This window comes from Paraburkholderia sp. BCC1885, from assembly GCF_900996235.1.
Classification (GTDB): domain Bacteria; phylum Pseudomonadota; class Gammaproteobacteria; order Burkholderiales; family Burkholderiaceae; genus Paraburkholderia.
In genome coordinates this window covers 1-23,461 of sequence record NZ_CAAJGM010000222.1, presented here as the reverse complement: position 1 = coordinate 23,461, position 23,461 = coordinate 1, and the positions used below count along the sequence as shown (strand labels likewise).

Sequence of the window (23,461 nt, the reverse complement as noted above, 5' to 3'; positions counted from 1 at the left end):
GGGCTGATTCCTTCACAGGTTTCAGCCCTTTCTCATTATCAGAATCGCGATTCTGGATCAGAACATCATTACTGAATTCTTGAAATCGACTTGAACCGCTGGTTTCGCGCGTTTCGGTTTGGCGGCAGCCGTAATAATAGACGTATAGGGAACCCCAGGCAGATTCACGCCGTGGATCACGTACTTGTTCAACGCGTCAACGAGCGGGGCTAATGGATAAAACGTTCCGCCGTATTCACCTGCCTGTCCCTTCTCTGCGTGCCCGTGTATCGCATCCCTTTCATCCTTACCAATCCGGCAGTTCCGCATAATATCCTTGCTAGTATGTCTGAACGAGTGAAACGTCATTTTCGGGCTTGTGGGCTTGCAATCACGCCGCAGGTATCTGGTGAACCATTGCGCGTACGGTGATGATTCCCTGCCGTATTTATCGCTGACCAGCTTGTCGAATATCCGTTTCTTCCCGGTCTGTGACTTAACGAATTCAACGAAGCCACGGTTAATCAGTTCTGAATGCAATGGCAGGCGGCGGATTGAATGCTTGTTCTTCACCGATAATCCGTCTGTGGCATCTTCCACGATCTGGACAACCCAGGCCTTGCATTCTGCACCTGTATTGTCGTAATACGATTCTTCGAACACGTCAGTAGGTCGTAGCTGAGCCAGCTCTTCTACCCGTGCGCCGGTAAATAGACCGAGCAGTGGTAACCAGTACGCAGCGACGCCGCCTTCATTATCAGTAGTAGCGACATAACCCGGCTGGTAGATAGGACTGGCAAACAGGTTATTCAATGTCTGAATATCGAAGGGTGGCCGTGCTTCTTCTGCTGATTTCAGATTATCCGGATTCTCTTCGTAGACGCGTACACCCTTGCAGGGGTTATCCGTTCGCCAGTCTTCACCAATCGCTATATTGAATAGGGCATTCAGATGTCCGACAGCTTGGCGCGTTACGCCAATGGATACATCCTTCGTCGGTAACGTATCCTTGAACGTGATGATCTGAGCCTTCGCTATCTGGCGTACCGGTATATCACCGATGATTTCCTTGAATCTTAAAACGGTTCGTTTATACGCATTCACAACAGGAATTTCGGGTGTTCTGGCCTTCTCCCATATTTCGATCAGGGCATCCAGGGAGCGGGTTCCATTAGCCTGCTTTATAGTGGGCGCTGTAGTCTTCTGTTCGCTGCTGACAGGGATCGGCGTAGGGGCAGGTGGAACGGCAGCCACAGCGGGCTTGCTGTCGATTCCTAGAGCTACCCGCGCCTCTGCCAGGCGGGACGCTATAAACGCGTCGCGTTGCTTCATGATGATGCCTACTGCCTCTTCCGTGCTTATGTGATCGTCTGCCGGATCGGTTACTTCTACCCGTATCGAATCTAGCCATTCCTGATGGAAATGGAGTGTTGAGCGATCATGCGCGAACTGCTCATTGAATGCGACGTCCTGGGCCGCACATAGCTGCACTGCCTGCCGGTAGTCCGATGTTCCTAACGCCCGCACAAGCTCCAGTTTGCCCGGATACAGGGGACGCAAGTCTAGCGGTATGTGACGGCGAATGAAGTACCTGTTGCCCCTACGGAAAGGTTTGGACATGTTGTAAAATGGGCGCTGAATTTCTGAGCAACCGTTACACACCACCGTTACAGAAATTCGACGGGAACCCAGTAGTTATGATGTTCCCATGATATCACTAGGCTAGGCGTCCGTTACAGGAATCCAAGCCTTATTCTCTGCTGAATCAATAGGCACTGTCATGCAAACGACTCTAACATGCCGCGCGGCCGCCGGTCCTGCCCAGCAGCGCATGGTCGAACTGTTCGATGTTCTGGCTCCCGGCGAGGGTTTTACGCCGTCGTGTCTGGAAGGCGTCAAGTTCATGCGCTCGAACCGGCCCATGCCGCGCATGCCGGTGCTCTACGAGCCGAGCATCGTGATTGTGTGCCAGGGACGCAAGCGCGGCTATCTGGGCGACGAGACCTATCTGTACGACGCACAGCAGTACCTGGTATTGTCCGTGCCGCTGCCGTTCGAATGCGAAACCGAGGCGAGCGTGGACGAGCCGTTTCTGGGCATCTCGGTGCGGGTCGACCTCACCGTGGTGGCGGAACTGCTGATGGCGCTAAACGAAACGCACGGCACGACGGTAACCGAGCCGCGCGGCATTTACTCCACGCCGCTCGACCCGGTGATGAGCAATGCGGTGCAACGTCTACTCGAAGCGCTGGCGTCGCCGCTCGACGCGCGGATTCTCGCGCCCGCCATCATGCGCGAAATCTGCTATCGCGTGCTAACCGGCGAGCAGGGCGACGCGATTCGCGCGGCGCTCACGCATCAGCATCATTTTGGCCGCATCGCCAAGGCACTACGGCGCATTCATACGGACTACCAGGGGAATCTCGACGTGGACACGCTGGCGCGCGAAGCCGGCATGAGCCTCGCTGTGTTTCACTCGCAGTTCAAGGGTGTGACGTCCACTTCGCCGATGCAATATGTGAAGACCACCCGGCTGCATCACGCGCGTCTGCTGATGGTGCAGGATGGTCTGAACGCGGGCGCCGCCGCGGCGCGGGTGGGTTATGAAAGCGCGTCGCAGTTTAGCCGCGAGTTCAAGCGCCTGTTCGGGCTGAGCCCTGTGGACGAAGTCAGGCGCATGCGCGCCGTGTTCGATTCGCCGCCGCCGCGTGCCGTGCCGCCCACGCAGAAGTACGTCACGGCGGTTTGATGGGTTTTGGCTGCAAACGGCGAGGGCGTCCCGGGTTCACGCCGGATCGTGGCAGCATACGCAGAGCTTGTTGCCGTCGGGATCACGAAAATACGCACCGTAGTAGTGCTCGTGATACTGCGGCCGCAAACCCGGTGGCCCTTCGCACGTGCCGCCGAGCGCGAGCGCAACCGCATGCGCCTGCTCGACGGCGCAACGGTCCGGCGCCAGCAGGGCCAGCATCTGTCCATTGCCGGCGCGATGCGCACTGCCGTCATAGGGCCGGCTGATCACAAACAGTGGACGCGGCTGGCCGGCCGTCATCCAGCCGGCCCAGCCCGTCTCTGCATCCCTGAATTTCAGCTTGAGTTTCAGCGTGTCCAGCAACGCGGCATAGAAGCCGAAGGCGCGTTCGAAGTCGGTGATGCCGACGAAGACGTGGGATAGCATCTCGCTCGTTCCTGTAGACGGGGATAGGCCGCGCACTCGCATGCGACCGCATGACTTTAGCGGATTTCACGCGCCACGTTCTGCAACTGTTTGAAAGCGCGAAAGCGCTTGTCGTGCAGCGCCGCTATTTCTCCGGTGACCGGCGCGTAGGTCTTGCTGATCTGCGACATGCTGGCCATCGCCGAGCGCACGTCGCCAAAACAGTTGCCCGCCACGCCGCCGAGCATTGCCGCGCCCAGCAGCACCGGCTCCTCCGCCTGCGTGGCGAGCACGGGCTTGCCGGTGGCGTCGGCGAGCAGTTGCCTGATGAGATCGAGCCGTCCGGCGCCGCCGCTGATCACGATGCGCTCGATCGGCGCGCCGGCCGCCGCTTGGGTTTCGATGATCTGGCGCAGCCCGTAACCGATGCTGCAGATGCCGGCAATGTAAAGCGCGACCAGGCTGTTCAGGTCGTCTTCCATGCCGAGGCCCGCGATCACCGCGCGGGCGTGCGGGTCTGCGAGCGGGGCGCGGTTGCCCAGAAACTCAGGCACGACGTGCAGTCCTTGCGCGAGGTTCACGGTCTCCGACAAGCCATGAGCCGCTTGCACCGCGAGCGCCGCGAGCAGGCCCGGTAACGACTGGCCCGTTTGCGCCGCCTGTTGCCGCGCTTCGGAGGCCGCCGGGTGCAGCGCAATCAACCGCTCGATGGCGGCGCCGGCAACCGATTGGCCGCCTTCGTTGAGCCAGGCGTCGGGCACCATCGCCGAAAAATACGGTCCCCAGACGCCGGGGACGAAAACGGGGCTGCGGGTCGTGGTCATCGTGCACGAGGAGGTGCCGAACACGTAGGCGAGATTGGCCTCGGCGTCGCCGTCGGCGCCGACCGTGCCGATGCCGCCCGCATGAGCATCGATGACGCCGGTGGCGACCGGCGTTCCCGGCAGGAGTCCTAACTCGACGGCGGCGCCTGGCGTCAGCCCGCTGCCGAGCGGTGTGCCTGCATCCACCACGCTCTGGCCGATGCGCGCAAAGCCCTCGTCGGCCAGCACGCCGAGTCCGACAGTGCGGAAATAGCTCTCGTCCCAGCGCCGTTCGTGCGCCAGATAGGTCCATTTGCAGGTGACTGTGCAGGTGGAGCGGGACAGATCCCCGGTAGCACGCCACGTGAGGAAGTCGGTCAGGTCGAAGAACTGCCATGCGGACTCGAACACGTGAGGCCGATTTTCGAGCAGCCATAGCAGCTTTGGCGTTTCCATCTCCGGCGAGATCTTGCCGCCGACGAATTTCAGCACCTCGTGGCCCGTCGCATTGATGCGCTCGGCCTGCTCGACGGCGCGATGATCCATCCACACAATGATGTCGCGCTCGGCCTGCTCCGATGGCCCCACCGGCAAGGGCTGGCCGCCCGCGCCCAGCACGACCAGCGAACAGGTGGCGTCGAAGCCGATGCCGGCGACATGTTCGGGCGAGACTTCGCCCTGCGCGAGCGCTTCCTTGACGGAATCGCAGACCGCGTTCCAGATTTCGCCGCTCGACTGCTCAACGATGGAGCCGGTCGCGTGGAACACGGTGATGTCGCGCTTCGCCGCGGCCACCATGCGCCCGGCGAGGTCGAAGATGCCGGCGCGCGCGCTGCCGGTGCCTACGTCCACGCCGATGACATAGCGGGTACAGTTGGTCTCTTTTGCCGCGCCGGCGGCCGGATTTGCCGAGGTCATGATTTCAGAGGTCGACGCTGTTCGGGAGGATAACGATATCGCGGATCGTCACGTTGCGGGGGCGCGTCAGCATGAAGAGCACCGCATCGGCAACCTCGCGTGGCTGCATCAGGCTGCCCGACGCGAGTGCCTCGTCCATCTTGGCTTTCGGCCAGTCGTCGAGCAGGGCGGTGACGACCGGACCCGGAGCCACCGCGCCGACCCGCACGCCGTGTCTGGAAAGCTGGCGCCGCGTCGTGTGAACGAATGCCTGCACCGCGAATTTGGAGGCCGTATAGATGGGCTCCCACACCACCGGCACGATGCCCGCAATGGAGCTGGTAAAGATGATATCGCCCGACTTCTGCGCGACCAGATGCGGCAGCACGGCGTGCACCGAGCGGAACGCGGCATTCACGTTCAGGTTCAGCATGCGGTCCCACTCGTCCGGATTGCCGTCCACCACTTCGCCGCCCACATAGGCGCCGGCGTTGGCGTGGAAAATGTCGAGACCGCCGGCGAGGGCGAGAATTTTCGGCAGCATGGCTGATACTTCCGCGGGCTGCAACAGGTCCACGACGAGCGGAAAAGCGTTCCCGCCCAGCTCGGCGCAGAGTTTCCCGAGTTTGTCCGCGGCCCGGTCGATCAGCACGACTTTCGCGCCTTCCTCGATCAGCACGCGCGCGCATTCGAGGCCGATTCCCGATGCCGCGCCGGTGATGGCGGCCACCTTACCTTTGATAGATTCAGACATTTAATGCTCTCCGAAATGAGCTGGAATTACGCGCGGCCGTGCATCACGCGGGATTGACGGGCCAGCGAGTCGACGATCACGGCGATTGCCAGCACCGCGCCGGTAATCATGAAACGCAACGACGACGACAGGTTCAGCAGCGTGAGGCCGCTCGCAATCGACTGGATCACGATAATGCCCAGTACTGCAGAATATGCACTGCCGCGTCCGCCGAACAGACTCGTGCCGCCGATCACCGCTGCGGCAATCGCATTCAGGTTGACGTCACCGGTGCCGGCCTGCTGGCTTGCCGAAGCAAGCCGCGCCGCCGTCAGTACGCCGCCGAGCGCGGCAAGACTCGCGCACAGCACGAAGGCGCTGGTGTAGATCGCGCTGACATTGATGCCCGCGCGCCGCGCCGCCTCATGATTGCCGCCGACCGCATGCATCGAACGACCCCAGCGGGTGCGCTTCAGGGCGTAGTCCATGGCAATCGCAAGACCGAGGAAGATGCCGAACATCAGCGGCACGCCCCGCCCCTGGTTGAGGTAGACCACCACGATCTCCAGCAGCGCGGTGATGGCGAGACTGCGTGCGAGCAGGCTGCCCATCGACGGCGCGGAAAGATGGGATGCGTGACGGCGCTCGCGCGTGCGCATGCCGAGCAGCAGCATCACGGCGCCCGGCAGCAGCGCGAGCAGGTATGACACGACGGCGGGAATAATGATCAACTGCCCGAGGTTCACCATGGCCGAATCGTAGGGCAGGTTGATCGAGCCGCTGGTGCCGAGCACATACAACTGCATGCCGAGAATGGCCAGCAGCCCCGCCAGCGTCGCCACGAAGCTCGGCATGCCCAGGCGGTTGAGAAGCAGCGCGTAGATCGCGCCCACCACCGCGCCCACTACCACAGCGGCGACGATGGCCAGCAGCACCGGCCAGCCATGATTGACCCACAGCATGCCGGTGAGGGCGGAAGCGAAGCCGCTCATCGAGCCGACCGAGAGATCGATCTGTCCCACCATCAGCACACAGACAATGCCGAGTGAAATCACGCCCACGGTCGAGCAATCGAACAGCAGATTCACCATGTTGTCGGCGGAGAGGAACACCGGATTCAGGGCGGTGAACACGGTCCAGATGATGACGAGTCCGGCGACCACCGGCAGCGAGCCCAGATCGCCCGAACGCACCCGTTCGACGAACGCGGCCACCGTGCCGCTGACGCCGGTGGCATGTTTGACGCGCACGTCGCTGCGGTCGAGCAGGGTGGGCTGTGGCGAGCCCGGTGTTTCGTGCGGGGCGCCGTGCATTTTGTTGCTCATGATCGTTCCTTTGGTCTACGCGCCCAGTTCGGACTGACGCCGGCCCGCGCGACGCGACACTGCGTTCTCGGCGGCGCCGGTGATCGCCGCCACGAGTTCCTGATTCGACGAGTCGGGGTAGAAAACGCCGTTATTGCGGCCAAGCCGCAGCACCACAATCCGGTCGGCCACCGCGCGCACGTCCTCCATGTTGTGGCTGATCATGATGACCGCGTGGCCACGGTCACGGACCCGTTCGATCAGGTTCAGCACTTCGGCGGTTTGGGCGACGCCGAGCGCGGCGGTCGGTTCGTCGAGCATGATCAGCTTCGGATCGAGCAGCAGCGAGCGGGCAATCGCCACGGTCTGGCGCTGGCCGCCCGACAGCGAAGCGACGACGTCGCGCACGCTCGGAATGCGCGCCGAGAGTTCATTGAGCAGCGTCCAGGCCTTTACTTCCATGGCCACTTCGTCGAGGCGCATGGGGTTCAGTTCGCGGCCCAGATAGATGTTGGCGACCACGTCGAGGTTCTCGCACAGCGCAAGATCCTGAAACACCGTGGCGATGCCGAGATCCAGCGCCGCGGCCGGATTGGTCAGCGTGACCTCCTTGCCGCCGAAGGTGATGGTGCCCGCGCTCGGTTGATGGACGCCGGCCAGCACCTTGACCAGCGTGGATTTACCGGCGCCGTTGTCGCCCACCAGGGCGACCACTTCGCCGGCATGCACGTCGAGCTCGATGTCCGTCAGGGCCGAGACCGCTCCGAAGTGCTTCGAGACGCCGCGCAGGCTCAGCACCAGCTCGCCTCGCCCGGACTGTTTGGTGGCGTTGTCAGTCATAAGACGGATACCTCGTGATGAAAAAGGGGACCCGGCGCCGGCCGGATCCCGTCCGGCCGTGAGCCGGATGGCAGCCCACGCTCTGGATCAATTCGTAATGCCAAGTTTCTTGCAACCGTCGGCATAGCGGTCGGTGCACAGATCCTTGGCGCTCGCGAAGCCCTTGTCGACCACCTCCGCCTTGATGTTCTTCGAGGTGATCACGGCCGGCTTGAAGAGTTGCGACGGCGTGTTGAAGAGTGTCGTCTGACCCTTCGGAGCCTGGCCGTTCAGGAAGCCGACGGCGACCTTCGCCGCCGCCGCCGCGACGATTTCGCTCGGCTTGAGGATGGTGTTGTACTGGTCGCCGGAAATGATCAGCTGCAGGCCGGCGAGGGTCGCGTCGTTGCCGGTCACCGGCGGTACGGGGTTGACGCCGGCTGCCTTGAAGGCCGCCACCGCGCCGCCGCCCGTGCCGTCGTTGGCCGCCACCACGCCCACAATCTGCGAGCTGAAGCGCGTGATCTGGCCGCTGACCCATTGCTGCGCCTTCGGCGGCGCCCAGTCCGGCGTGTCGTATTCGGCGAGCGTCTTGTAGCCGCTGCCCTGGATGCCCTCGTGGCTGCCCTTCTTGATCAGGCCAGCCGCGGCGTCGACCGGCGAGCCGTTGACTTCGAGCAGACCACCCTTGTCGGGCGACACGCCCATCTCCTTGAGATGCTGCACCAGCGACTGTGCGATGGACTTGCCGATGTCCTCGTTATCGAACGACACATAGTAGTTGGCGGGCGTCGACGGCACCGGACGGTCGTAGGCAATCACCTTGATGCCCTGGCCCTGCGCCATGTGCACCAGCGACGCGGCCGCCGTCGAGTCCACCGGGTCGAGCACGATCACCTTGGCGCCCTGGGCGATCACCGAGTTGAACTGCTGCTGTTGCTGCGAGACGTCGCCATTGGCGTTCTGATACAGCACTTTGCAGTCGGGGCAGAGCTTGCCCATTTCGGCCTTGAAGCCGGGGAAGTCGTGCTGTTCGTAGCGCGTCGAGCCCTCGTCCGGCATCAGGAAGGCAACCGTGCCGCTCGGCGCGGCCAGCGCCGCGGTGGCGCCCATCAGGCTCAAGGTCAGCGCGCTGGCGCCGATCAGGTGGTTCGATAGTCTGTTCATCGAGTGTCTCCGTTTATTAGAAAATTTGCGGCGCGGGTGGCTGCCGTCGTTGCGCTGCGGGTGGTGCTTTCAGATGAGGACGGGTACAACACGCGCTAGCCGAACGCCTGCGGGGCGTGTGCGGCGTCGGGCGATTCGGTTGCGCTGGCGGCATTGAGCTGCTGATACGCGCGCCATCGCGAGGGCGACATAGCCTTCAGCAGAAGAAACTGGCGGTTGAAATTCGACAGGTTATTGAAGCCGACCTGATAGCAGATATCGGTCACGCTCAGTTCACCCGTCATCAATAGTTGGCAGGCCAGATTAATACGCAGCCGGTTCACGTACTGCACGAAAGGTACGCCGGTATGCCGGCGGAAGTAGCGCGAGAAGGCGCTCACGCTTTGCCCCGAGAGTTCGGCCAGCTCGGTTTCGCGCAACGCCAGCGAAAGGTTTTTGCCGATATACGCCAGCACGTGATCGATGCGCGTGCCGGCATCGGGCGCCGGATCCGCGCGATAAGCCGCGCTCGCCAGTTTCACCGGCGCCGTACTTTGCAGAAGCAGGTCGAGCAGGGTGATGAACAGCGTGATACGGCGGATGCCTTGCGCGCCGATCATTTCGCGCATGACCGGTTCGGCGGCCGCAGCGGTTTTCTCGGCGAACAGCATGCCCCAGCGCGCGGCGTCGAGCAGATTCTCCACTCGCTTCAGTTCGGGGAACGCCATGGCGGCGCGCCCAATGAAGTCCTCGCTGAACTGCAGCACCAGACCGCGTTCGTCCACCCGGCTGCCGGGCGGCACGTTGCTCACCCAGTTATGCGGCAGATTCGGTCCCGCCATCACCAGATTGCCGGGCGCGAAGTTGCCGATGTAATCGCCGACGAAGTATTTGCCCGTCGTCGCGGTGATGAGATGAATTTCGTACTCCGGATGGAAGTGCCAGCGCACCGTGCGAAAGGGGTAGCCGTGCGACCAGACCTTGAACGATTCGTCGCGCGGCATGGCGACCCGTTCGAGATCCGGTTGAACGAGGTTGGCGCTGCGGGCTTCCTGACGCGCCGTGGCACCCCGGGTGGCGTGCATCTGTCTTCCTCCTGAGCCAATTTTTGTCGGGCGGGCCGCTAATGCTGCCGTGCGTCTCGCCATGACCGAAAATTAGCCCCATTACCGCTATCCCACCACTAAAAATACGGCTGTAAACCGATACTTTCTTGCATTCGGGTTAGTCCGTAGGGGTTCGGGAGTCAACTTTTGTGCAATGCAATAGCCGATATTTGTACTGTTACGCTGCTCGTCGGGACTGAAAAACAATCTGCATTCCTGAATATTGTCCAAGGGCTAAACCATCGTTGCCACGCGCCTGCCTGGGGCGGCCTTGAGTTGACTCCAAGGTGACCCTGAGTTGCGCCCCGGTTCAGCCCGCAGGCAGGCGCGGTTTCATTCTTCGTTCGAATCGCCCGTGTTTTTGTTTTCGTAGTGCGCGCGTTTTTCTTCATACATCAGCAGGTCGGCCCGCTGCACCACGGCTTCGAGCCGTTCGCCGTGCTGGCAGGTGGCCGCGCCCATCGAAAAACTCAGCACCGAACCGGGGTAGAACTGATTGTTGAGTTCGACCAGTTGCCGGATCGTGTCGATCATCGCGGCGCCGCCGTGTTCATCGGTGCTCGGCATCAGGATCGCGAATTCGTCGCCGCCGATCCGCGCCGCGTGAAAGGGCGCTTCCATCGCTTTCGCCAGCACCTCGCCGGCGCGCCGCAAAAGCGCGTCGCCGGCGGCGTGGCCGAGCTGGTCGTTGATCCGCTTCAGGCCGTTGAGGTCGGCCATGATCACGGTCACCGGGAACGGCCCCTTGCGTTCGAGCCGGTTCAGTTCATCGACATAAAACGAACGGTTGCGCAGCTTGGTCAGCACGTCGTGCTTGCCGAGAAACTCCAGATACGCCTCGGCTTTCTTGCGCGCGGTGATGTCCGTGAGCGCCACCAGCACGAGGTCCCAGTCCTGCTCATGCCCCGGCAGCACGGAGAATTGCAGGTGGACGTGAACCTCGTTGCCGTCCAGCGAGTAGTTGACGGCTTCGCGCTGCTGGAACAGCTTGCCATCCCACAGGTCGATCAATTGCTCGCGGAAGTGCGAGCGCATCTCGTCGCGGAACACCTGGGACAGGCTGGCCAGCAACGTTTTCTTGTCGGGTGCGCCGAACATGGCCAGCGTGTGGCGGTTCACGTCGAGCACATGAATTTCCTGCATGCAGCGCTCGACGAATTCCGGATGCACGTCCGTGAACACGCGGAAATCGGCGATGCCGGCCGCGCGGGCCTCGTTGAGAAGCCGTTTGACCGCGCTGAAATCCTCGACCCACAGCGACACCGGCGAATCTTCGAACAGACCGCGCGCGTACTGCTCGGCGTGCACGAGGCGATGACGCGCGCCTTCCAGTTCGCTGACGTCCTCTAGCGACACCAGCACGCGGTCCCAGCGCGCTTCGTGTCCGGGCAGCACCGCGCCCTTGAGCAGCACGTCCACGCGCCGGCCGCCTAGCGTGTAGTTGACGGTCTGGCTCATGAAATTCGGCTGGCCGGCCCACAACTGACACAGTTCTTCGAGGTGGGTCTTCAGCATGTCGTCGCGAAACACGCTGCTGAGATTGGCGGTCAGCGTGGCAAGACTGTCGGCCTCGAACAGGTCGAGTGTCTTGCGGTTGACCTTGACGACGCGAATGCTGTGCGCGCACTGCGCAACCCGTTCGGGATGCCCGGCGAAATGCGCGCGCAGGTCCGTGACGCCCTCGGCGCGCCATGCGTCGAACAGCGTGCGCACGCCGCTGAAGTCCTCGAGCCAGAGCGAAACCGGGGCCAGCTCGAACATCTCCGAGTCGTCGCTGGCCGTCGCTTCACCGCGCGGCATCTCTTGAGCACTAAGGGTATCCAGCATGACGAGTCCATAGTCGATAGTGCCGCTATTTTAAGACGACTTGGGTGGCCGAAGGCGGATTGGCCAAAATGGGCCTGAGGGGAGCGGGACAAATGGCGGCGCAGAGCCCGGCTGCACGCTTGCCGGGCCCTTGTTACACTTTCCGGCGTTGCAGTCTTCCGCTCATTCCGCCCATCCCGCCAATCAACGCATCGTGTCCATGAAACCTACCCTGCTGGTTCTGATCCATCTGAATGACGAGAGCCGCGCGTGCATCGCAGCCGCTTTCGACGTGATCTATGCGCCCGATCCCGACTCGCGCAGCGCGGCGATCGCCGCACACGGCGCCACGGTGCGCGCCGTGCTGACCAATGGCACGACCGGCCTGACCGACGCCGAAGTCGACCGGTTGCCGAAGCTCGAATTCATCAGCGCGCTGGGGGCGGGCTACGAAAATCTGCCGCTCGACCACGCCCGCGCCCGCAATATCGTGCTGGTGAACGGCGCGGGAACCAACGACCACTGCGTCGCCGATCACGCCTTCGCGCTGCTGCTGGCCGTGGTGCGCGACGTACCGCAGCTCGATCAGGCGACCCGCCAGGGCGCCTGGCGCGACACGCTGCCGATGCGGCCGAACGTGTCGGGCAAACGCCTCGGTATTCTCGGCCTCGGCAATATCGGCCAGAAGATCGCCCGGCGCGGCGCAGGCTTCGAAATGGAGCTGGGCTATCACAATCGCAAGCCGCGCGCGGGCGAGTCGATCCGCTACTTCGACAGCGTCACGGCGCTCGCGCAGTGGTGCGACTTCCTGCTAGTCGCGACGCCGGGTGGCCCCGGCACGAAGCATCTGATCGACAAGCCGGTGCTCGACGCGTTGGGGTCGCACGGCTTTATCGTGAACGTGGCGCGCGGCAGCGTCGTCGATACGGCGGCGCTCGCGGACGCACTCAGGGCCGGAACGATTGCGGGAGCCGGGCTCGACGTGTACGAGGGCGAGCCGCATCTGCCCGAATCCCTGCTCGAACTGCGCAATCTCGTGGTGACGCCGCATGTGGGCGGCCGCTCGCCGGAGGCGATCATGGGCTCGGTGCGTAACTTTGTCGCCAACGCCACGCGGCATTTTGCCGGCGAGCCGGTGTTGACGCCGATCTGAGCCAAGGCGGCGACGTTTTTTCAGCTGGATACGGCAGGTGGCGGCTTTCACGCCTGCCTGTCGGGGCGCTTGACTATCAGCCGATCAGCTTGAGGCCCGGCGGCAGCGACTCGCCGAAAACCCGGCCCTCGTCGGCTGCGTCGAGTTCGACGGTTTCGCTGACCATGGTGATCCAGGGCGCCGGCGCGTGCGCGGTTTCGAGCCGTTTGACCACGGCCGCCCGCGCCGCGTCGGGCAGGTCGCGCGAGCGGTCGCCGGTCATGCGGGCAATCTGCACGGCGGCGAACGCGGCCGGTTCGACCTTCTTCCAGTCGAGCGCCAGAATCGCGTCGAGCCATGGCAGCGCAGCCTCCACCGGCACGACGCTGTGCGCGCTGCCGTAGAACGGCCGGCGCGCGCCGATGCGGCCCACTGCCCACCATCCCTGATGGTTCTCAGCAGGTTTTTTGAGCCGCTCGATCAGCCGCTCGCCAAGTTCAATCTTGCGCGCGGCCGGCACGCGTTCGAGCGAGGCTTCGAGGCGCACCATATCGGCATAGCCGGATTTCGCGGGGTCGAACGGTAGTTTGGAACGCGCCGTGCTGGCGGCTTGCATAAAAGCCACCGCGTCGAGCACGTCGAGTTGTTCGCGCTCGCCGAGACCACCGGCCGCGCGGCGCCACAGTGTCCACCATTCCGACCAGACCTGGCTGTCGTTGATGTACTGGATGCCGTCGTCGAACAGCGACCATAGCTGTTCGACGCGCCATTCGTCGAGCGGATAGCCAAAGCCCGGGCGCATGCAGTAGCCGGCCAGATTCAGCCACAGACGCTCGTGATCCGCCGAACGGCGGCGCCGTTTGGCGCGTTGCCATAAGGCGTTGAACAGTTCGCGCAGCAGGGCGCTATTCCAGTTGGCGCGCGGTCCGAGGACCTGTTCCAGGTCCGCCCGCGTGCGCCGGATCTCCTTGGGATCGATCTTTTGCGAACGCGAACCGAAGGCGCGCTCGATCAGTTCAAGCGCCTGCGGCAGCGCGGGATGGGCTGCTTCGCCCGAGACCGTGACCTTGGCCTCGTCGCGGCGCAACTGGAATTCGAGCAGCCAGCGTTGCGCGGCATTGCCGGCGTCGATGCAATGCACTTCGAGCGTGCCGACTTCCGTCAGCGAGGCGGCGAGTTGCACCGGCGTTTCGCCGGACTTGCCCGCATCGCGTGGCGGCACGACGGTGGCGATCGGCGGCAGGCGCACGAAATCGCCGGGCGGGAGTTCGGCGATCTCGCCTGCTTGCCACTTCACGTCTGAAATTGAGGACACCAGATGAAACTGCACCGGATGCCCGAGCCTGAGCGCGAAAGTGCGATCCGTGAGATGAATTTCGCGGCCCTCCTCGGTGCCGCGCGGCAGCACGCAGATTCCGCGCAGCGCCTCGCTGGTTTCGTCGAGGACGAGGAAGTAGCTGCGCGGCGAGCCGCCGCCGATCCGCGGGGCCTGACCTGCTCGTGCAAGCACGTAAGCCACCGCGCCGCGCGCGACCGCGACGTCGGGGTTGTCGTTGTAGAGCACATGCAAGGGCGCGCCACGCCACGTACCCAACGTGCAGGCGAGACGGTCGGCGAGTGCGCCGGCACGGAACACACCGCCGTTGAGTAGCAGCGTATCCGGTATGGGCAATGCGTCGTCGGCGCTGCCGGTTGTTCCCAGGGCCTCGCGCGATTGCGCCGCGAGCCGGCTCAGAAACGCGGCGACGTGCCGGGTGACGGCAGGGTCGCTCGCATACGGCAGGCCGAATTCGACGATCGCGCCACGCGGGCGTCCCGGCCGCGCATCCGCGGAAACAGCCGGGAAAAAGCCTTCGACGATAATCTGCTCGACTTCCGCGCGCGTGATTTCCGCCGTGCGCGCGCCGCCGATTAGCTTCGAACCCGCGCCCAGCAGCGTGATGGACGCCGAATCGGGAGCGCCGGCACCGAGCAATTGCTCCTTCGCGGCACGACTGCGTTCGACGAGTTGCGACAGGCTCGCCGCCGACAGGCGCGATTGCGGCGTGGATAACCGGCTCTCAGCGAGATGCGCCAGCGCGAGGTCCATGTTGTCGCCGCCGAGCATCAGATGGTTGCCGACGCCGACGCGCGTCAGCTGCGGCTCGCCATCCTGCACCTGTACCTTGATCAGGGTGAAGTCGGTGGTGCCGCCGCCCACGTCGCAGATCAGCACCAGCCGCGTCTGCGCCAGCTCCGCGCCAAGCGTGGCGCGATGACGGAATAGCCAGTCGTAGAACGCGGCTTGCGGTTCTTCCAGCAGGCGCAGCTTCGGCAATTGCGCCATGCGCGCCGCTTCGAGCGTCAGCGCGCGAGCGCCGTCGTCGAAGGACGCGGGGACCGTGAGAACCACGTCCTGCTTTTCTAACGGAGCGTGTGGAAAACGATGGTTCCATGCCGCGCGCACATGCGCCAGATAGCTGGCGCTGGCGACGACGGGAGACACCTTGTGGACGTCGTCGTTTGCGCCCCACGGCAAAATGGGCGCGACACGATCGACCGAGGCATGCGAGAGCCAGCTTTTCGCACTGGCCACCAGCCGGCCCGGAACCTGCGCGCCGAGATTGCGCGCGAGCCGGCCGATTACTACGGAATCCTGAGCGTCTTGCCCGGAAGCGGCAGTTGCCGCCCCTGACCAGGGCAGTTGCAAATCCCCGGCGCTCAGTTCGCCTTGCGCCGCGTGATAGCGCACCGAGGGCAACAAGGGCCGCGCCGCGATCTCGCCGGGACTGACGAGCTGATCGATCTCGAAGACGCGGATCTGCGCGGACCCCGCCTCGGCATACGCGACGACCGTATTGCTCGTGCCCAGGTCGATCCCGACAATGTACTGCGTCATCTGCTTCAGGCGTGCGGGTTGCCGCGGACGTCGAACTCGACTTTCCAGCGCTCGCCGGTGCCGCGCGGGATGGCTTCGAGTTCGAGCGTGCCGGCTTCGGTGACACGCGCATGCAGCTTCACCGCGACGATCTCACCGGGGCTGCGGCCTTCGGGCGGCAAGGTGGCCTCGATTTCGTCGAGTTCCTGCAGTTCTTCCGGCGACCAGTAGTCGAGCAAGGTGCCGACCTGATCCTGACGGCGCACCGACGAGCCGAAGAAGCGGAAGTGCACCGGTTCGCCCACCACCAGGCCGAATTCCTGCGCCGGCAGTTCCGCGTCGCTGCCTTCTTCCATGCCGAACGGCGCCACGCACAGTGCCTGCACCGGCGGTTCGAGTCCGGGTACCGCGGGCATGGCCGATTCGACCGCGATGTAAAACGCCCGCGCAATGCCGCCGCGAATCCGCACGCCCTGGCCGCGCTTCACGTAGCCGTAGTAGGCCGCGCCGCGTGCCACCGCGAGGTCGAGATCCGCGCCTTCCAGAAGACGGGCGGGCGCCGCGCCTTCCGCCGCGAGCCAGCCGTTGAGCGTGTGCATGATGCGCTCCACCAGCAGCGGCGACTTGAACACGCCGCCGTTGAAGAGCACGGCGGTCGGGTGCAGGAAACTCGCGGCTTCGGGCTGGGTGTTTTGCAGGCCGTCGAGTTCGGCGAGCGCCGCGACCTGGCGGCCGAGAAATGCGGCCAGATAGCGCGTGACCGCGGCATCCTGCGCGTAGGGCAGCCCCAGTTGCGTCAGGGCGGCGCGCGCCCGGCTCAACGGCCGCGCGGCGCTGTCCACTTGCGGGAAAAAGCCTTCGAGAATCGTCTGCGTGAGTTCCGCGCGCGTCAGTTCCGTGCGGATCGATCCGCCGATCAGCCTGGAGCCGCGACTGGGTACGACGAGCGGCACGGTGTCGGCGGCGGGGTCGGTGAGCAGCGTTTCCTTGGCGGCGCGGCAGGCGTAGGTCAGCGCGCGCAGTTGCCATGGATCGGGCTGGGTGCCTTGCGCGGCGAGCTTGCGCGCCACGACGTGAGCAAGCGCGAGGTCCATGTTGTCGCCGCCGAGCAGGATGTGCTCGCCCACGGCGACGCGATGCAGTTCGAGATTGCCCTCGCGCTCGATCACGGCGATCAGCGACAGGTCGGTGGTGCCGCCGCCGACGTCCACCACCAGGATGATGTCGCCGACGCGCACCTGCTTGCGCCACTGGCCGTCGCTCTTCTGGATCCAGCTATACAGCGCGGCCTGCGGTTCTTCGAGCAGCGTCATGCCGGTATAACCGGCGGCCTGCGCCGCTTCGGCGGTCAGTTCGCGCGCCGCCGGATCGAACGAGGCGGGAATCGTCACAGTGATTTCCTGTTCGCCGAAGGGCGCCTCGGGATGCGCGTGGTCCCACGCTTCGCGCAGATGCGTGAGGTAGCGCACCGAGCTTTCGAGCGGCGACACGCGTGCCACTTCGGGCGGGGCGTCGTTGGGCAGAATCGCGGCGCGGCGATCGACGCCCGGATGACACAGCCAGCTCTTGGCGCTCGACACGAGGCGGATCGGCGTACCGGCGCCACGGCTGCGCGCCATTTCGCCGACCGCGAAGTTGCGCTCGCCGGTCCACGGCAGACCGAGGTCCAATGGTGCGAGTTCGTCCGGATGCGGCAGATAGAGGAACGAAGGCAGCAACGGCAGATCGTCGATGGTGGCGGGCGCGGTGAGCTGCGTGATGGGCAGCACGTGCTGGGCGACCTTGTCGCCGTCGCTGCCGGCGAAGTCGACATACGAGAGGGCGCAATGGGTCGTGCCCAGATCGATACCGATCGAATAGCGCGGCTCGCTCATAGCTCCACCTCGGCTGCGGCGATCACGGACGCGTCGTGGCTCGCGGCGAGCCTGGGCAGCCGCACGTCCTCGACGCGCCAGCCGCGATGGCTCAGGTTGCCGGTAAACGGCGCTTTGCCGACGACATTGCCGGTCAGACGAACGGCGGTGGCGTCGAAGCCTTCGGGCAGCGTGATGCGGCTGCCTTCGGCTTCTTCGCGCACCGGGCGGATCGTGAAATGCTCGCGCAGCACCGTGCGGCAGCCGCCATGCACGACGCGGGCGGCGGCGCCGATGTCGGCATCCGAGTAGCCGGCCACGTCTTCCTCGATGAAGTCGACAAAGCGCGCGTCGCGCTGCAGCAAGCCGAGTAGTTGCAGTGCGGCGTCCGGAGTCGCCTGCTTCAAGGTGGGCGCGGCGGGCGCGGGCGTCGGAGCAGGTGCGGGTGCAGGTGTGGCAGCCGGCGCCGGCGTGGCCGCCGGGGCCGCGCTGACGGGCGCGCCGCTACGCACGCGCTGGATGCGGGCGGCGAACTCGCCGTCGCCGAGAATGCTGAAGAACGTTCCGACGGCCAGCGAAATCCTGCCGAGGAAAGACACGTTCGAGTCGGTCATAAAGTGGCTCCTGAGGGGCTCTGTTCAGGACGAGCTGTCCTCGGGCGATGCCGGCCTGGGCCGGGTCGCCGCGGTTATCGGGTTGCGGACATCGACGCGCGCAACGGCGTCACGGATTGGTTTGGCGGCCCATGTTGGGCGTGGCCCAGCGGGCCTCAGCCGCTATTTTACCTTTCGGGCGCGACGGCGTCGGCCGAAGGCCGCAATCGGGTCGCCGACACGCGGGCTGCATGAACGCCGACGCTCAAAACCGGACGCACACACGCCATGCTGCACCGCAATCTGACCAGCAGGGTAGACATCGCGGCAGGGCGCCACGAAGAGCCCGCGAGACGGCGTGCCTGGAGGCGTCACGGCGTCAATATCGGGAAATTACTCATCAAGCATTGAATACGTTGGCCGATAAAATGGCTGCGTATTCGTGACTGGCCAGGTCACGCGGCGGTCGGCGCCGCAGTTCACATCCGGGCCGGGCTGGACACGGACGCAACCGGTCGCATTGCTGACCGGTACCTCATTGCGAAGCCCGCCTGGGCCGCCTGACCGCGAGTCAGGTTGGCGCAGGCGGGCTTTATTTATTTTGCGTTGGTCGGCCGTGCTCGGGACGGCTTGTCCGGCAGCCGTGGGCGCATATTTTCAGCAAGGCGGCTCGCGCTCGAACGCAAGCCGCCTGATCTTCATTAGCTGAGTTTGTATGAACCCGCGCCGGTGCCGGCGAGATTGCCGCCATCGACAATGAGATATTCCGGGCGGATGGGCCGGCCTTCGAAGAAACATTGCAGAATTTCAAGCGTGCCGGCCGCATAACGTGCCTGCGCGGAAAGCGAGCTGCCCGAAATGTGCGGCGTCATGCCCTGGTTCGGCATGCGGCGCCATGGGTGGTCGACCGGCGCGGGTTGCGGGAACCATACGTCGCCCGCATAGCCGGCCAGCTTGCCTGACTCCAGTGCGCGGACCACGGCATCGCGATCGCACAGCTTGCCGCGCGCCGTGTTGATGAGGTAGCTGCCCCGCTTGACGAGATCGAACATCCGGTCGTCGAACATGTGCTCGGTCGACGGATAGAGCGGCGTCTGCAGATTGATCACGTCGCAAACCTTGACCAGCGATTCGGGCGTCTCATGATAGGTGAGCCCCAGTTCGGTTTCGATATCCGCCGACAGGCGATGCGGATCGTAGTAGTGGAGATGCACGTCGAAAGGCTTGAGCCGGCGCAGCACGGCGAGGCCGATGCGACCCGCAGCGATGGTGCCGAAGTGCATGCCTTCCAGGTCGTAACTGCGGCTCACGCAGTCGGCAATATTCCAGCCGCCGTTGACCGCGTATTGATGGGACGGCAGGTAATTACGCACCAGCGACAGCACCATCATCACCACGTGCTCGGCGACGCTGATGCTGTTGGAAAACGTTTCTTCGGCCACGGTGATGCCGTGTTCGGCCGCTGCCTTCAGGTCCACGTGATCCGAACCGATACCCGCGGTCAACGCGAGCTTGAGCTTCTTCGTTTTCGCAATCCGCTCGGCGGTGAGGTATGCCGGCCAGAACGGTTGTGAGATCACGACGTCGGCGTCAGGCAGATGGCGGTCGAAAGTCGAGTCCGCGCCGTCCTTGTCACTGGTCACAATCAGTTCGTGGCCGTGCTTTTCCAGGTAGCTGCGCAGCCCCAGTTCTCCCGAAACGCACCCCAGCAATTCACCAGGCTTGAAACCGAGCGGCCCTTGCGGCGAGGGAACGGTCTGCCCGTTCGGATACTGCGCGATACGCGGAATGTCGTCGCGCGCATATTTCGGCGGATAACCGGTGACGGGATCGGGATACAGGACACACAGGATCTTTGCCATGCTCAAACTCCTTGTGGACGGCCATGCGCGGTTGCGCCGGCTGTCTGAACGTTTAGGAAAGCGCGAACGTCGATGACGTCGAAGGTCACCTGGCTCGGCGGCCTTCACATCGCAGAAAGAGTGTGTGCAAACGGCAGCGTGGGGTCCAATCGTTTGGACAGATCAGCTGATAACCCCTGCTTATCAAGGACGGACGCAAGGTGCATGGCAGCGCCGTCAGCGCGACGAGCGACGCGGGCATTCGTGTCAGAAAGCGGCTTGCAGACGCGCTAGCCGATGGTCGAAGAAAGCAGCGCGTCGAACTGGCTTTGCAGATCCAGATGCTCGGCGTGACGCCAGATGGCTGCGACCAGAGGCGCTGTCGCGTCCCGGTTGCGCGCGATGAGCCCAATGCCGCGTGTCAGCTCGGGCGACAACCGGCACGCATGAAGATCCGATCCTTGTGGGAGTACGCTGAGGACGCTATGGGGCAGAATCGTGAACAACCCCGCGTTCAGGACGTGGCCGTAGATTGCGAGCAGGGAATCCGTCTCCACGACAATTTTGGGTTGGACATTTTCACGGCGGAACGCGGCGTTGATAACCTGGCGGTTCTGCATGCCAGAAGTTAGGAGACCAAATGGAAGCGAGCCGAGTTCGTTCCAGTGCGCGGAGCCGGACGCGAATCGTGGCTCGGCTCCGTGCGGCGCCAGGAGGATATAACGCTCCGTATAAAGCGGCATGACGTTGAATCCTGCCTGGACCCTGTCGTCGAGATAGGTGAGTCCGAGGTCGAGTTCGTACTCGTCGAGTTGGCGCAGGATGGCGTCGGAACTTAGCGAATGGACTTCGAAGCGGATGCCTGGGTGCTGGCGCATGCAGGGGCCGAGCACCCGCGTCGACACCGGCACGACGGTGGGGATCGCGCCAATTCGCAGGGTGCCTCCCAGTTGCGATTGCGCGGCAGACGCATCGTGCCGCATGTGCTCAAGCGCCGACAGGGTTTGCCTCGCCCAATCGAGCACCCGCTCGCCATCGTGCGTGAAACCGACGAATCGTCTTCCGCGCTCGACCACGACCAGGCCAAGTTCGGTTTCTAGCGTCCGGATGGCGGTGGACAGCGCGGGTTGAGAAACGTGGCAGGCCTCTGCGGCGCGAGCAAAGTGCTTTTCACGCGCGAGGGTCACCAGGTATTCAAGTTGACGAATGAACATTGTGCTTCTGTGGTTGACGCCGTGGCGGGAGGGCGTCGTTGGCGGATTCGTGCCGTGGAACAGTTGGCTTTCGGCCCCGACAAGCGACAGCCGGGAGATCTTTCAGATCCGTGTCGATATATTCGTTGGAATATAGCGTAGATCGGGATACGCCGCCGCTGTGCGTTGACGCATAAGTTGAAATGGCAGACCTAATAAAATCAACGAATTACACAGACGTTAACCACCATATATTGCAATCAATGGACCCCACAAAATGAAATTTTCACCACAAGTTGACGCATAAAGCGAAATTTTCTCCAGAGCGGGCGCAAAGCCTTGCCCAGCGGGGCGCGCACGACTCTGGATTGTTTCGTCTGTGCGGTTGCGGGGGGAACTTTGCGTGCGATGCAAGCTTTGTGCGTCTCGCTTTGGCGGCACTCACGTCCTTGCCGATGTTCGTTTTGCCGAGGTACGGGTTCACGTCTTCCGTTTTCGTTTTCGATTCGAGCTTAAAGCACAGGGAGGGCGTCGCAGTTCTCTACGCGCAGATTTTGCACGGGGAAGCGTGATGATTTTTCGACTCTTCACCGCTCGTCGCTCATCACAGGGCCAAGGACAGCGGTCGAAGGTCGAAGGTCGAAGGTCGAAGGTCGAAGAGGCGTAAGAGCGTCCGTCGACGATCGCCTCGAATGGCGGTAGCTTGTCGGTTGCCGACCCATGCGTTTTGCATGTAGCCGGGCGTGTGCGTAGCGCGTCGATCGCCGGAGTGTGGCCCCGGTCCGCCATAGGCAGCTTGGTAGCGGTGACGACCGGCTAACAGCGCGAAGCGGACGCTCACGATCGCTACATTTGGTGCGTCCTAAGGAAGAGGCGTCCAATTCGCCGCGCCATCGGGCGCGTTGCCAAACGCCCCTTTCATTGCAATGAAAAAATCCGCGCCGGCACGTTTGACCGTGCACTGCGATGGGCGTCGCCAGGCGAGATGCCTGGCGACATCGGCATCGGGTTATAAACGCTTATAAGCCTGTAGGATCACCGAATTTTCTCATGCTTCTCGTAAGTCGCTAGCATTCTTGCTGCTTTGGCATCGTCGTGAAGGACGCTGCGGTTGATCCCACAGTTTCGCGCAACAGCTAGCTTGTTCACGCGGCCCGCTCGGCGCGGAAGTGGCGTGCCACTCTTTCGCAATCGCTCTAAGTACTCGCCTAACCGCGCAAGTGGCGGCTTCACTATGTAACCTTGAGCGGCAAGTAACTCTTGCTCCTGAAGCGCGAACTTTTCGAGAATGCGCATCGCATCAGAATTGGTGTAAAAAAAGTCGCGGGTAACGCCACACGCCAACGCTATTGCTCGCTTGTTGGGCCGCCCGAACCGTCGCGGGAGTGGCTCGTTATTTTGCGCCAGATTCTGAATGTATCGGTGCAGGGATGATATTGCCTGATTTTGGCTGGCTTGATTTCTGTGCCGGCACCTCTTCTGAGTGTCTTCGTCCTCCATGGCAGACCTGAGCGTGTCGATCGCGCTTTGCCGAATGAATCCTGCATTGCCGCTATCGCCATATGGGACCTGTATCAAGCGAATTCTGGTCTGCTTGCACAGCCTCTTGAGACGCGCAGAACTGGTTTTCCAGCTAGATGCGCATCTAGCAAGTGCCACATAGTCCTGTCTAAATTTCTCAACGGAAGCGGCATCGATCTGCCGCTCCTGGCCTGTGGCCGACTTTTTGATAAGCCCGCGAGCGAGAAGGCCATGTATTGTCATACTGTCGCACCCGATAACGAGAGCTGCCTGCTGCTTCGTCAGGATCTCGGATGAGGCGACGGCGTGACCTGCGGCAACGAGTGCCGCAACATGCTGCGGATCAAACATGATATCTGCTGTTGTGTCTCCTGTTCTTCCAACAGACCGAAGATCGCCGTTCAGATATGCGACGAGGAGCTGCATTTTTTGATCAGAACTGCGCAGCTTGAACGTCACCAAAATATGGTGCAGGCTGATCGCCGTCCGCTGAAGATGCCTACGTTTGATCGGTGAACTAAGTGCAAGCAGTCGGTCAAGAAAGGCGCGAAGATCGGCCCGATGGTAGCCGCGACCGAACGATGTGTGATGCTTAAGGAAGGTCTGAACAAATCATTTTCAGCCTGACTGTTCGCCACATTCGAAATTGGCGGGTCTCGAAAGTCGTTTTCTTGTTGGGAACCGAATGAATACCGACCAGAAATTGATCTCGATGTTTGAA

Annotated in this window: 17 protein-coding genes; 2 read left to right on the top strand and 15 right to left on the bottom strand. The window is 63.1% G+C overall.

The features are described 5' to 3' along the window. Positions 1-57: 57 nt before the first annotated feature. On the bottom strand, positions 58-1,599 hold the full coding sequence (locus tag FQ755_RS26630) for a site-specific integrase (RefSeq protein ID WP_144158003.1): 1,542 nt from the start codon (positions 1,597-1,599) through the stop codon (positions 58-60). 160 nt (positions 1,600-1,759) lie between these two features. Here FQ755_RS26630 and FQ755_RS26625 point away from each other — a divergent pair, with 160 nt between their 5' ends. Beyond that, the gene (locus FQ755_RS26625; RefSeq protein ID WP_144158002.1) at positions 1,760-2,728 is read left to right on the top strand and encodes an AraC family transcriptional regulator; all 969 of its coding nucleotides are present in this window, start codon (positions 1,760-1,762) and stop codon (positions 2,726-2,728) included. 36 nt (positions 2,729-2,764) lie between these two features. Here the strand turns inward: FQ755_RS26625 and FQ755_RS26620 are convergent, their stop codons facing one another. The 8 genes from FQ755_RS26620 to FQ755_RS26585 all read right to left on the bottom strand — a co-directional run bounded on the left by FQ755_RS26620 (position 2,765) and on the right by FQ755_RS26585 (position 11,771). Continuing rightward, positions 2,765-3,157, bottom strand: coding sequence for a VOC family protein (locus tag FQ755_RS26620; protein ID WP_144158001.1), 393 nt, complete (start codon positions 3,155-3,157; stop codon positions 2,765-2,767). Between the two features lie 56 nt (positions 3,158-3,213). Continuing rightward, positions 3,214-4,857: an FGGY-family carbohydrate kinase gene (locus FQ755_RS26615; protein WP_144158000.1), complete on the bottom strand. Its 1,644-nt coding sequence runs from the start codon at positions 4,855-4,857 to the stop codon at positions 3,214-3,216. A 4-nt stretch (positions 4,858-4,861) separates the two neighbouring features. Continuing rightward, entirely contained in the window at positions 4,862-5,590 is a 729-nt protein-coding gene (locus FQ755_RS26610; RefSeq protein ID WP_144157999.1) for an SDR family oxidoreductase, read from the bottom strand. Between the two features lie 26 nt (positions 5,591-5,616). Continuing rightward, complete coding sequence (locus tag FQ755_RS26605; protein WP_186308665.1) at positions 5,617-6,894, bottom strand: sugar ABC transporter permease; 1,278 nt, start codon at positions 6,892-6,894, stop codon at positions 5,617-5,619. Between the two features lie 15 nt (positions 6,895-6,909). Beyond that, entirely contained in the window at positions 6,910-7,713 is an 804-nt protein-coding gene (locus tag FQ755_RS26600; protein ID WP_144157998.1) for an ATP-binding cassette domain-containing protein, read from the bottom strand. An 87-nt stretch (positions 7,714-7,800) separates the two neighbouring features. Next, a complete protein-coding gene (locus FQ755_RS26595) occupies positions 7,801-8,859 on the bottom strand; it encodes a sugar ABC transporter substrate-binding protein (protein ID WP_144157997.1) in 1,059 nt (352 codons plus the stop codon). A 95-nt stretch (positions 8,860-8,954) separates the two neighbouring features. Further along, positions 8,955-9,923, bottom strand: coding sequence for an AraC family transcriptional regulator (locus FQ755_RS26590; protein WP_144157996.1), 969 nt, complete (start codon positions 9,921-9,923; stop codon positions 8,955-8,957). Between the two features lie 354 nt (positions 9,924-10,277). Further along, positions 10,278-11,771 (bottom strand): sensor domain-containing diguanylate cyclase, encoded by a 1,494-nt coding sequence (locus tag FQ755_RS26585; protein WP_144157995.1) that lies wholly within the window; start codon positions 11,769-11,771, stop codon positions 10,278-10,280. Positions 11,772-11,970: 199 nt separating this feature from the next. Here FQ755_RS26585 and FQ755_RS26580 point away from each other — a divergent pair, with 199 nt between their 5' ends. Next, positions 11,971-12,903 carry a 2-hydroxyacid dehydrogenase gene (locus FQ755_RS26580; protein ID WP_144157994.1) on the top strand — a complete coding sequence of 311 codons (933 nt, stop codon included), beginning with the start codon at positions 11,971-11,973 and terminating at the stop codon, positions 12,901-12,903. Between the two features lie 76 nt (positions 12,904-12,979). Here the strand turns inward: FQ755_RS26580 and FQ755_RS26575 are convergent, their stop codons facing one another. The 6 genes from FQ755_RS26575 to FQ755_RS26550 form a co-directional block, all read right to left on the bottom strand. After that, positions 12,980-15,760 (bottom strand): Hsp70 family protein, encoded by a 2,781-nt coding sequence (locus FQ755_RS26575; RefSeq protein WP_144157993.1) that lies wholly within the window; start codon positions 15,758-15,760, stop codon positions 12,980-12,982. Between the two features lie 5 nt (positions 15,761-15,765). After that, positions 15,766-17,613, bottom strand: coding sequence for an Hsp70 family protein (locus FQ755_RS26570; RefSeq protein WP_144157992.1), 1,848 nt, complete (start codon positions 17,611-17,613; stop codon positions 15,766-15,768). Beyond that, positions 17,610-18,206 (bottom strand): DUF2760 domain-containing protein, encoded by a 597-nt coding sequence (locus tag FQ755_RS26565; protein ID WP_144157991.1) that lies wholly within the window; start codon positions 18,204-18,206, stop codon positions 17,610-17,612. The genes FQ755_RS26570 and FQ755_RS26565 overlap by 4 nt, the downstream gene beginning before the upstream one ends. Before the next feature lie 680 nt (positions 18,207-18,886). Then, the gene (locus tag FQ755_RS26560; protein WP_144157990.1) at positions 18,887-20,047 is read right to left on the bottom strand and encodes an NAD-dependent formate dehydrogenase; all 1,161 of its coding nucleotides are present in this window, start codon (positions 20,045-20,047) and stop codon (positions 18,887-18,889) included. A 269-nt stretch (positions 20,048-20,316) separates the two neighbouring features. Then, the gene (locus tag FQ755_RS26555; protein WP_144157989.1) at positions 20,317-21,240 is read right to left on the bottom strand and encodes a LysR family transcriptional regulator; all 924 of its coding nucleotides are present in this window, start codon (positions 21,238-21,240) and stop codon (positions 20,317-20,319) included. Positions 21,241-22,254: 1,014 nt separating this feature from the next. Further along, complete coding sequence (locus FQ755_RS26550; protein ID WP_144157988.1) at positions 22,255-23,199, bottom strand: hypothetical protein; 945 nt, start codon at positions 23,197-23,199, stop codon at positions 22,255-22,257. Between the last annotated feature and the right edge of the window lie 262 nt (positions 23,200-23,461).

Excerpts from the sequence above, each read along its gene's own strand:
- FQ755_RS26630 (WP_144158003.1), bottom strand. The coding sequence starts at position 1,599 with ATGTCCAAACCTTTCCGTAGGGGCAACAGGTACTTCATTCGCCGTCAC.
- FQ755_RS26625 (WP_144158002.1), top strand. The coding sequence starts at position 1,760 with ATGCAAACGACTCTAACATGCCGCGCGGCCGCCGGTCCTGCCCAGCAG.
- FQ755_RS26620 (WP_144158001.1), bottom strand. The coding sequence starts at position 3,157 with ATGCTATCCCACGTCTTCGTCGGCATCACCGACTTCGAACGCGCCTTC.
- FQ755_RS26615 (WP_144158000.1), bottom strand. The coding sequence starts at position 4,857 with ATGACCTCGGCAAATCCGGCCGCCGGCGCGGCAAAAGAGACCAACTGT.
- FQ755_RS26610 (WP_144157999.1), bottom strand. The coding sequence starts at position 5,590 with ATGTCTGAATCTATCAAAGGTAAGGTGGCCGCCATCACCGGCGCGGCA.
- FQ755_RS26605 (WP_186308665.1), bottom strand. The coding sequence starts at position 6,894 with ATGAGCAACAAAATGCACGGCGCCCCGCACGAAACACCGGGCTCGCCA.
- FQ755_RS26600 (WP_144157998.1), bottom strand. The coding sequence starts at position 7,713 with ATGACTGACAACGCCACCAAACAGTCCGGGCGAGGCGAGCTGGTGCTG.
- FQ755_RS26595 (WP_144157997.1), bottom strand. The coding sequence starts at position 8,859 with ATGAACAGACTATCGAACCACCTGATCGGCGCCAGCGCGCTGACCTTG.
- FQ755_RS26590 (WP_144157996.1), bottom strand. The coding sequence starts at position 9,923 with ATGCACGCCACCCGGGGTGCCACGGCGCGTCAGGAAGCCCGCAGCGCC.
- FQ755_RS26585 (WP_144157995.1), bottom strand. The coding sequence starts at position 11,771 with ATGCTGGATACCCTTAGTGCTCAAGAGATGCCGCGCGGTGAAGCGACG.
- FQ755_RS26580 (WP_144157994.1), top strand. The coding sequence starts at position 11,971 with ATGAAACCTACCCTGCTGGTTCTGATCCATCTGAATGACGAGAGCCGC.
- FQ755_RS26575 (WP_144157993.1), bottom strand. The coding sequence starts at position 15,760 with ATGACGCAGTACATTGTCGGGATCGACCTGGGCACGAGCAATACGGTC.
- FQ755_RS26570 (WP_144157992.1), bottom strand. The coding sequence starts at position 17,613 with ATGAGCGAGCCGCGCTATTCGATCGGTATCGATCTGGGCACGACCCAT.
- FQ755_RS26565 (WP_144157991.1), bottom strand. The coding sequence starts at position 18,206 with ATGACCGACTCGAACGTGTCTTTCCTCGGCAGGATTTCGCTGGCCGTC.
- FQ755_RS26560 (WP_144157990.1), bottom strand. The coding sequence starts at position 20,047 with ATGGCAAAGATCCTGTGTGTCCTGTATCCCGATCCCGTCACCGGTTAT.
- FQ755_RS26555 (WP_144157989.1), bottom strand. The coding sequence starts at position 21,240 with ATGTTCATTCGTCAACTTGAATACCTGGTGACCCTCGCGCGTGAAAAG.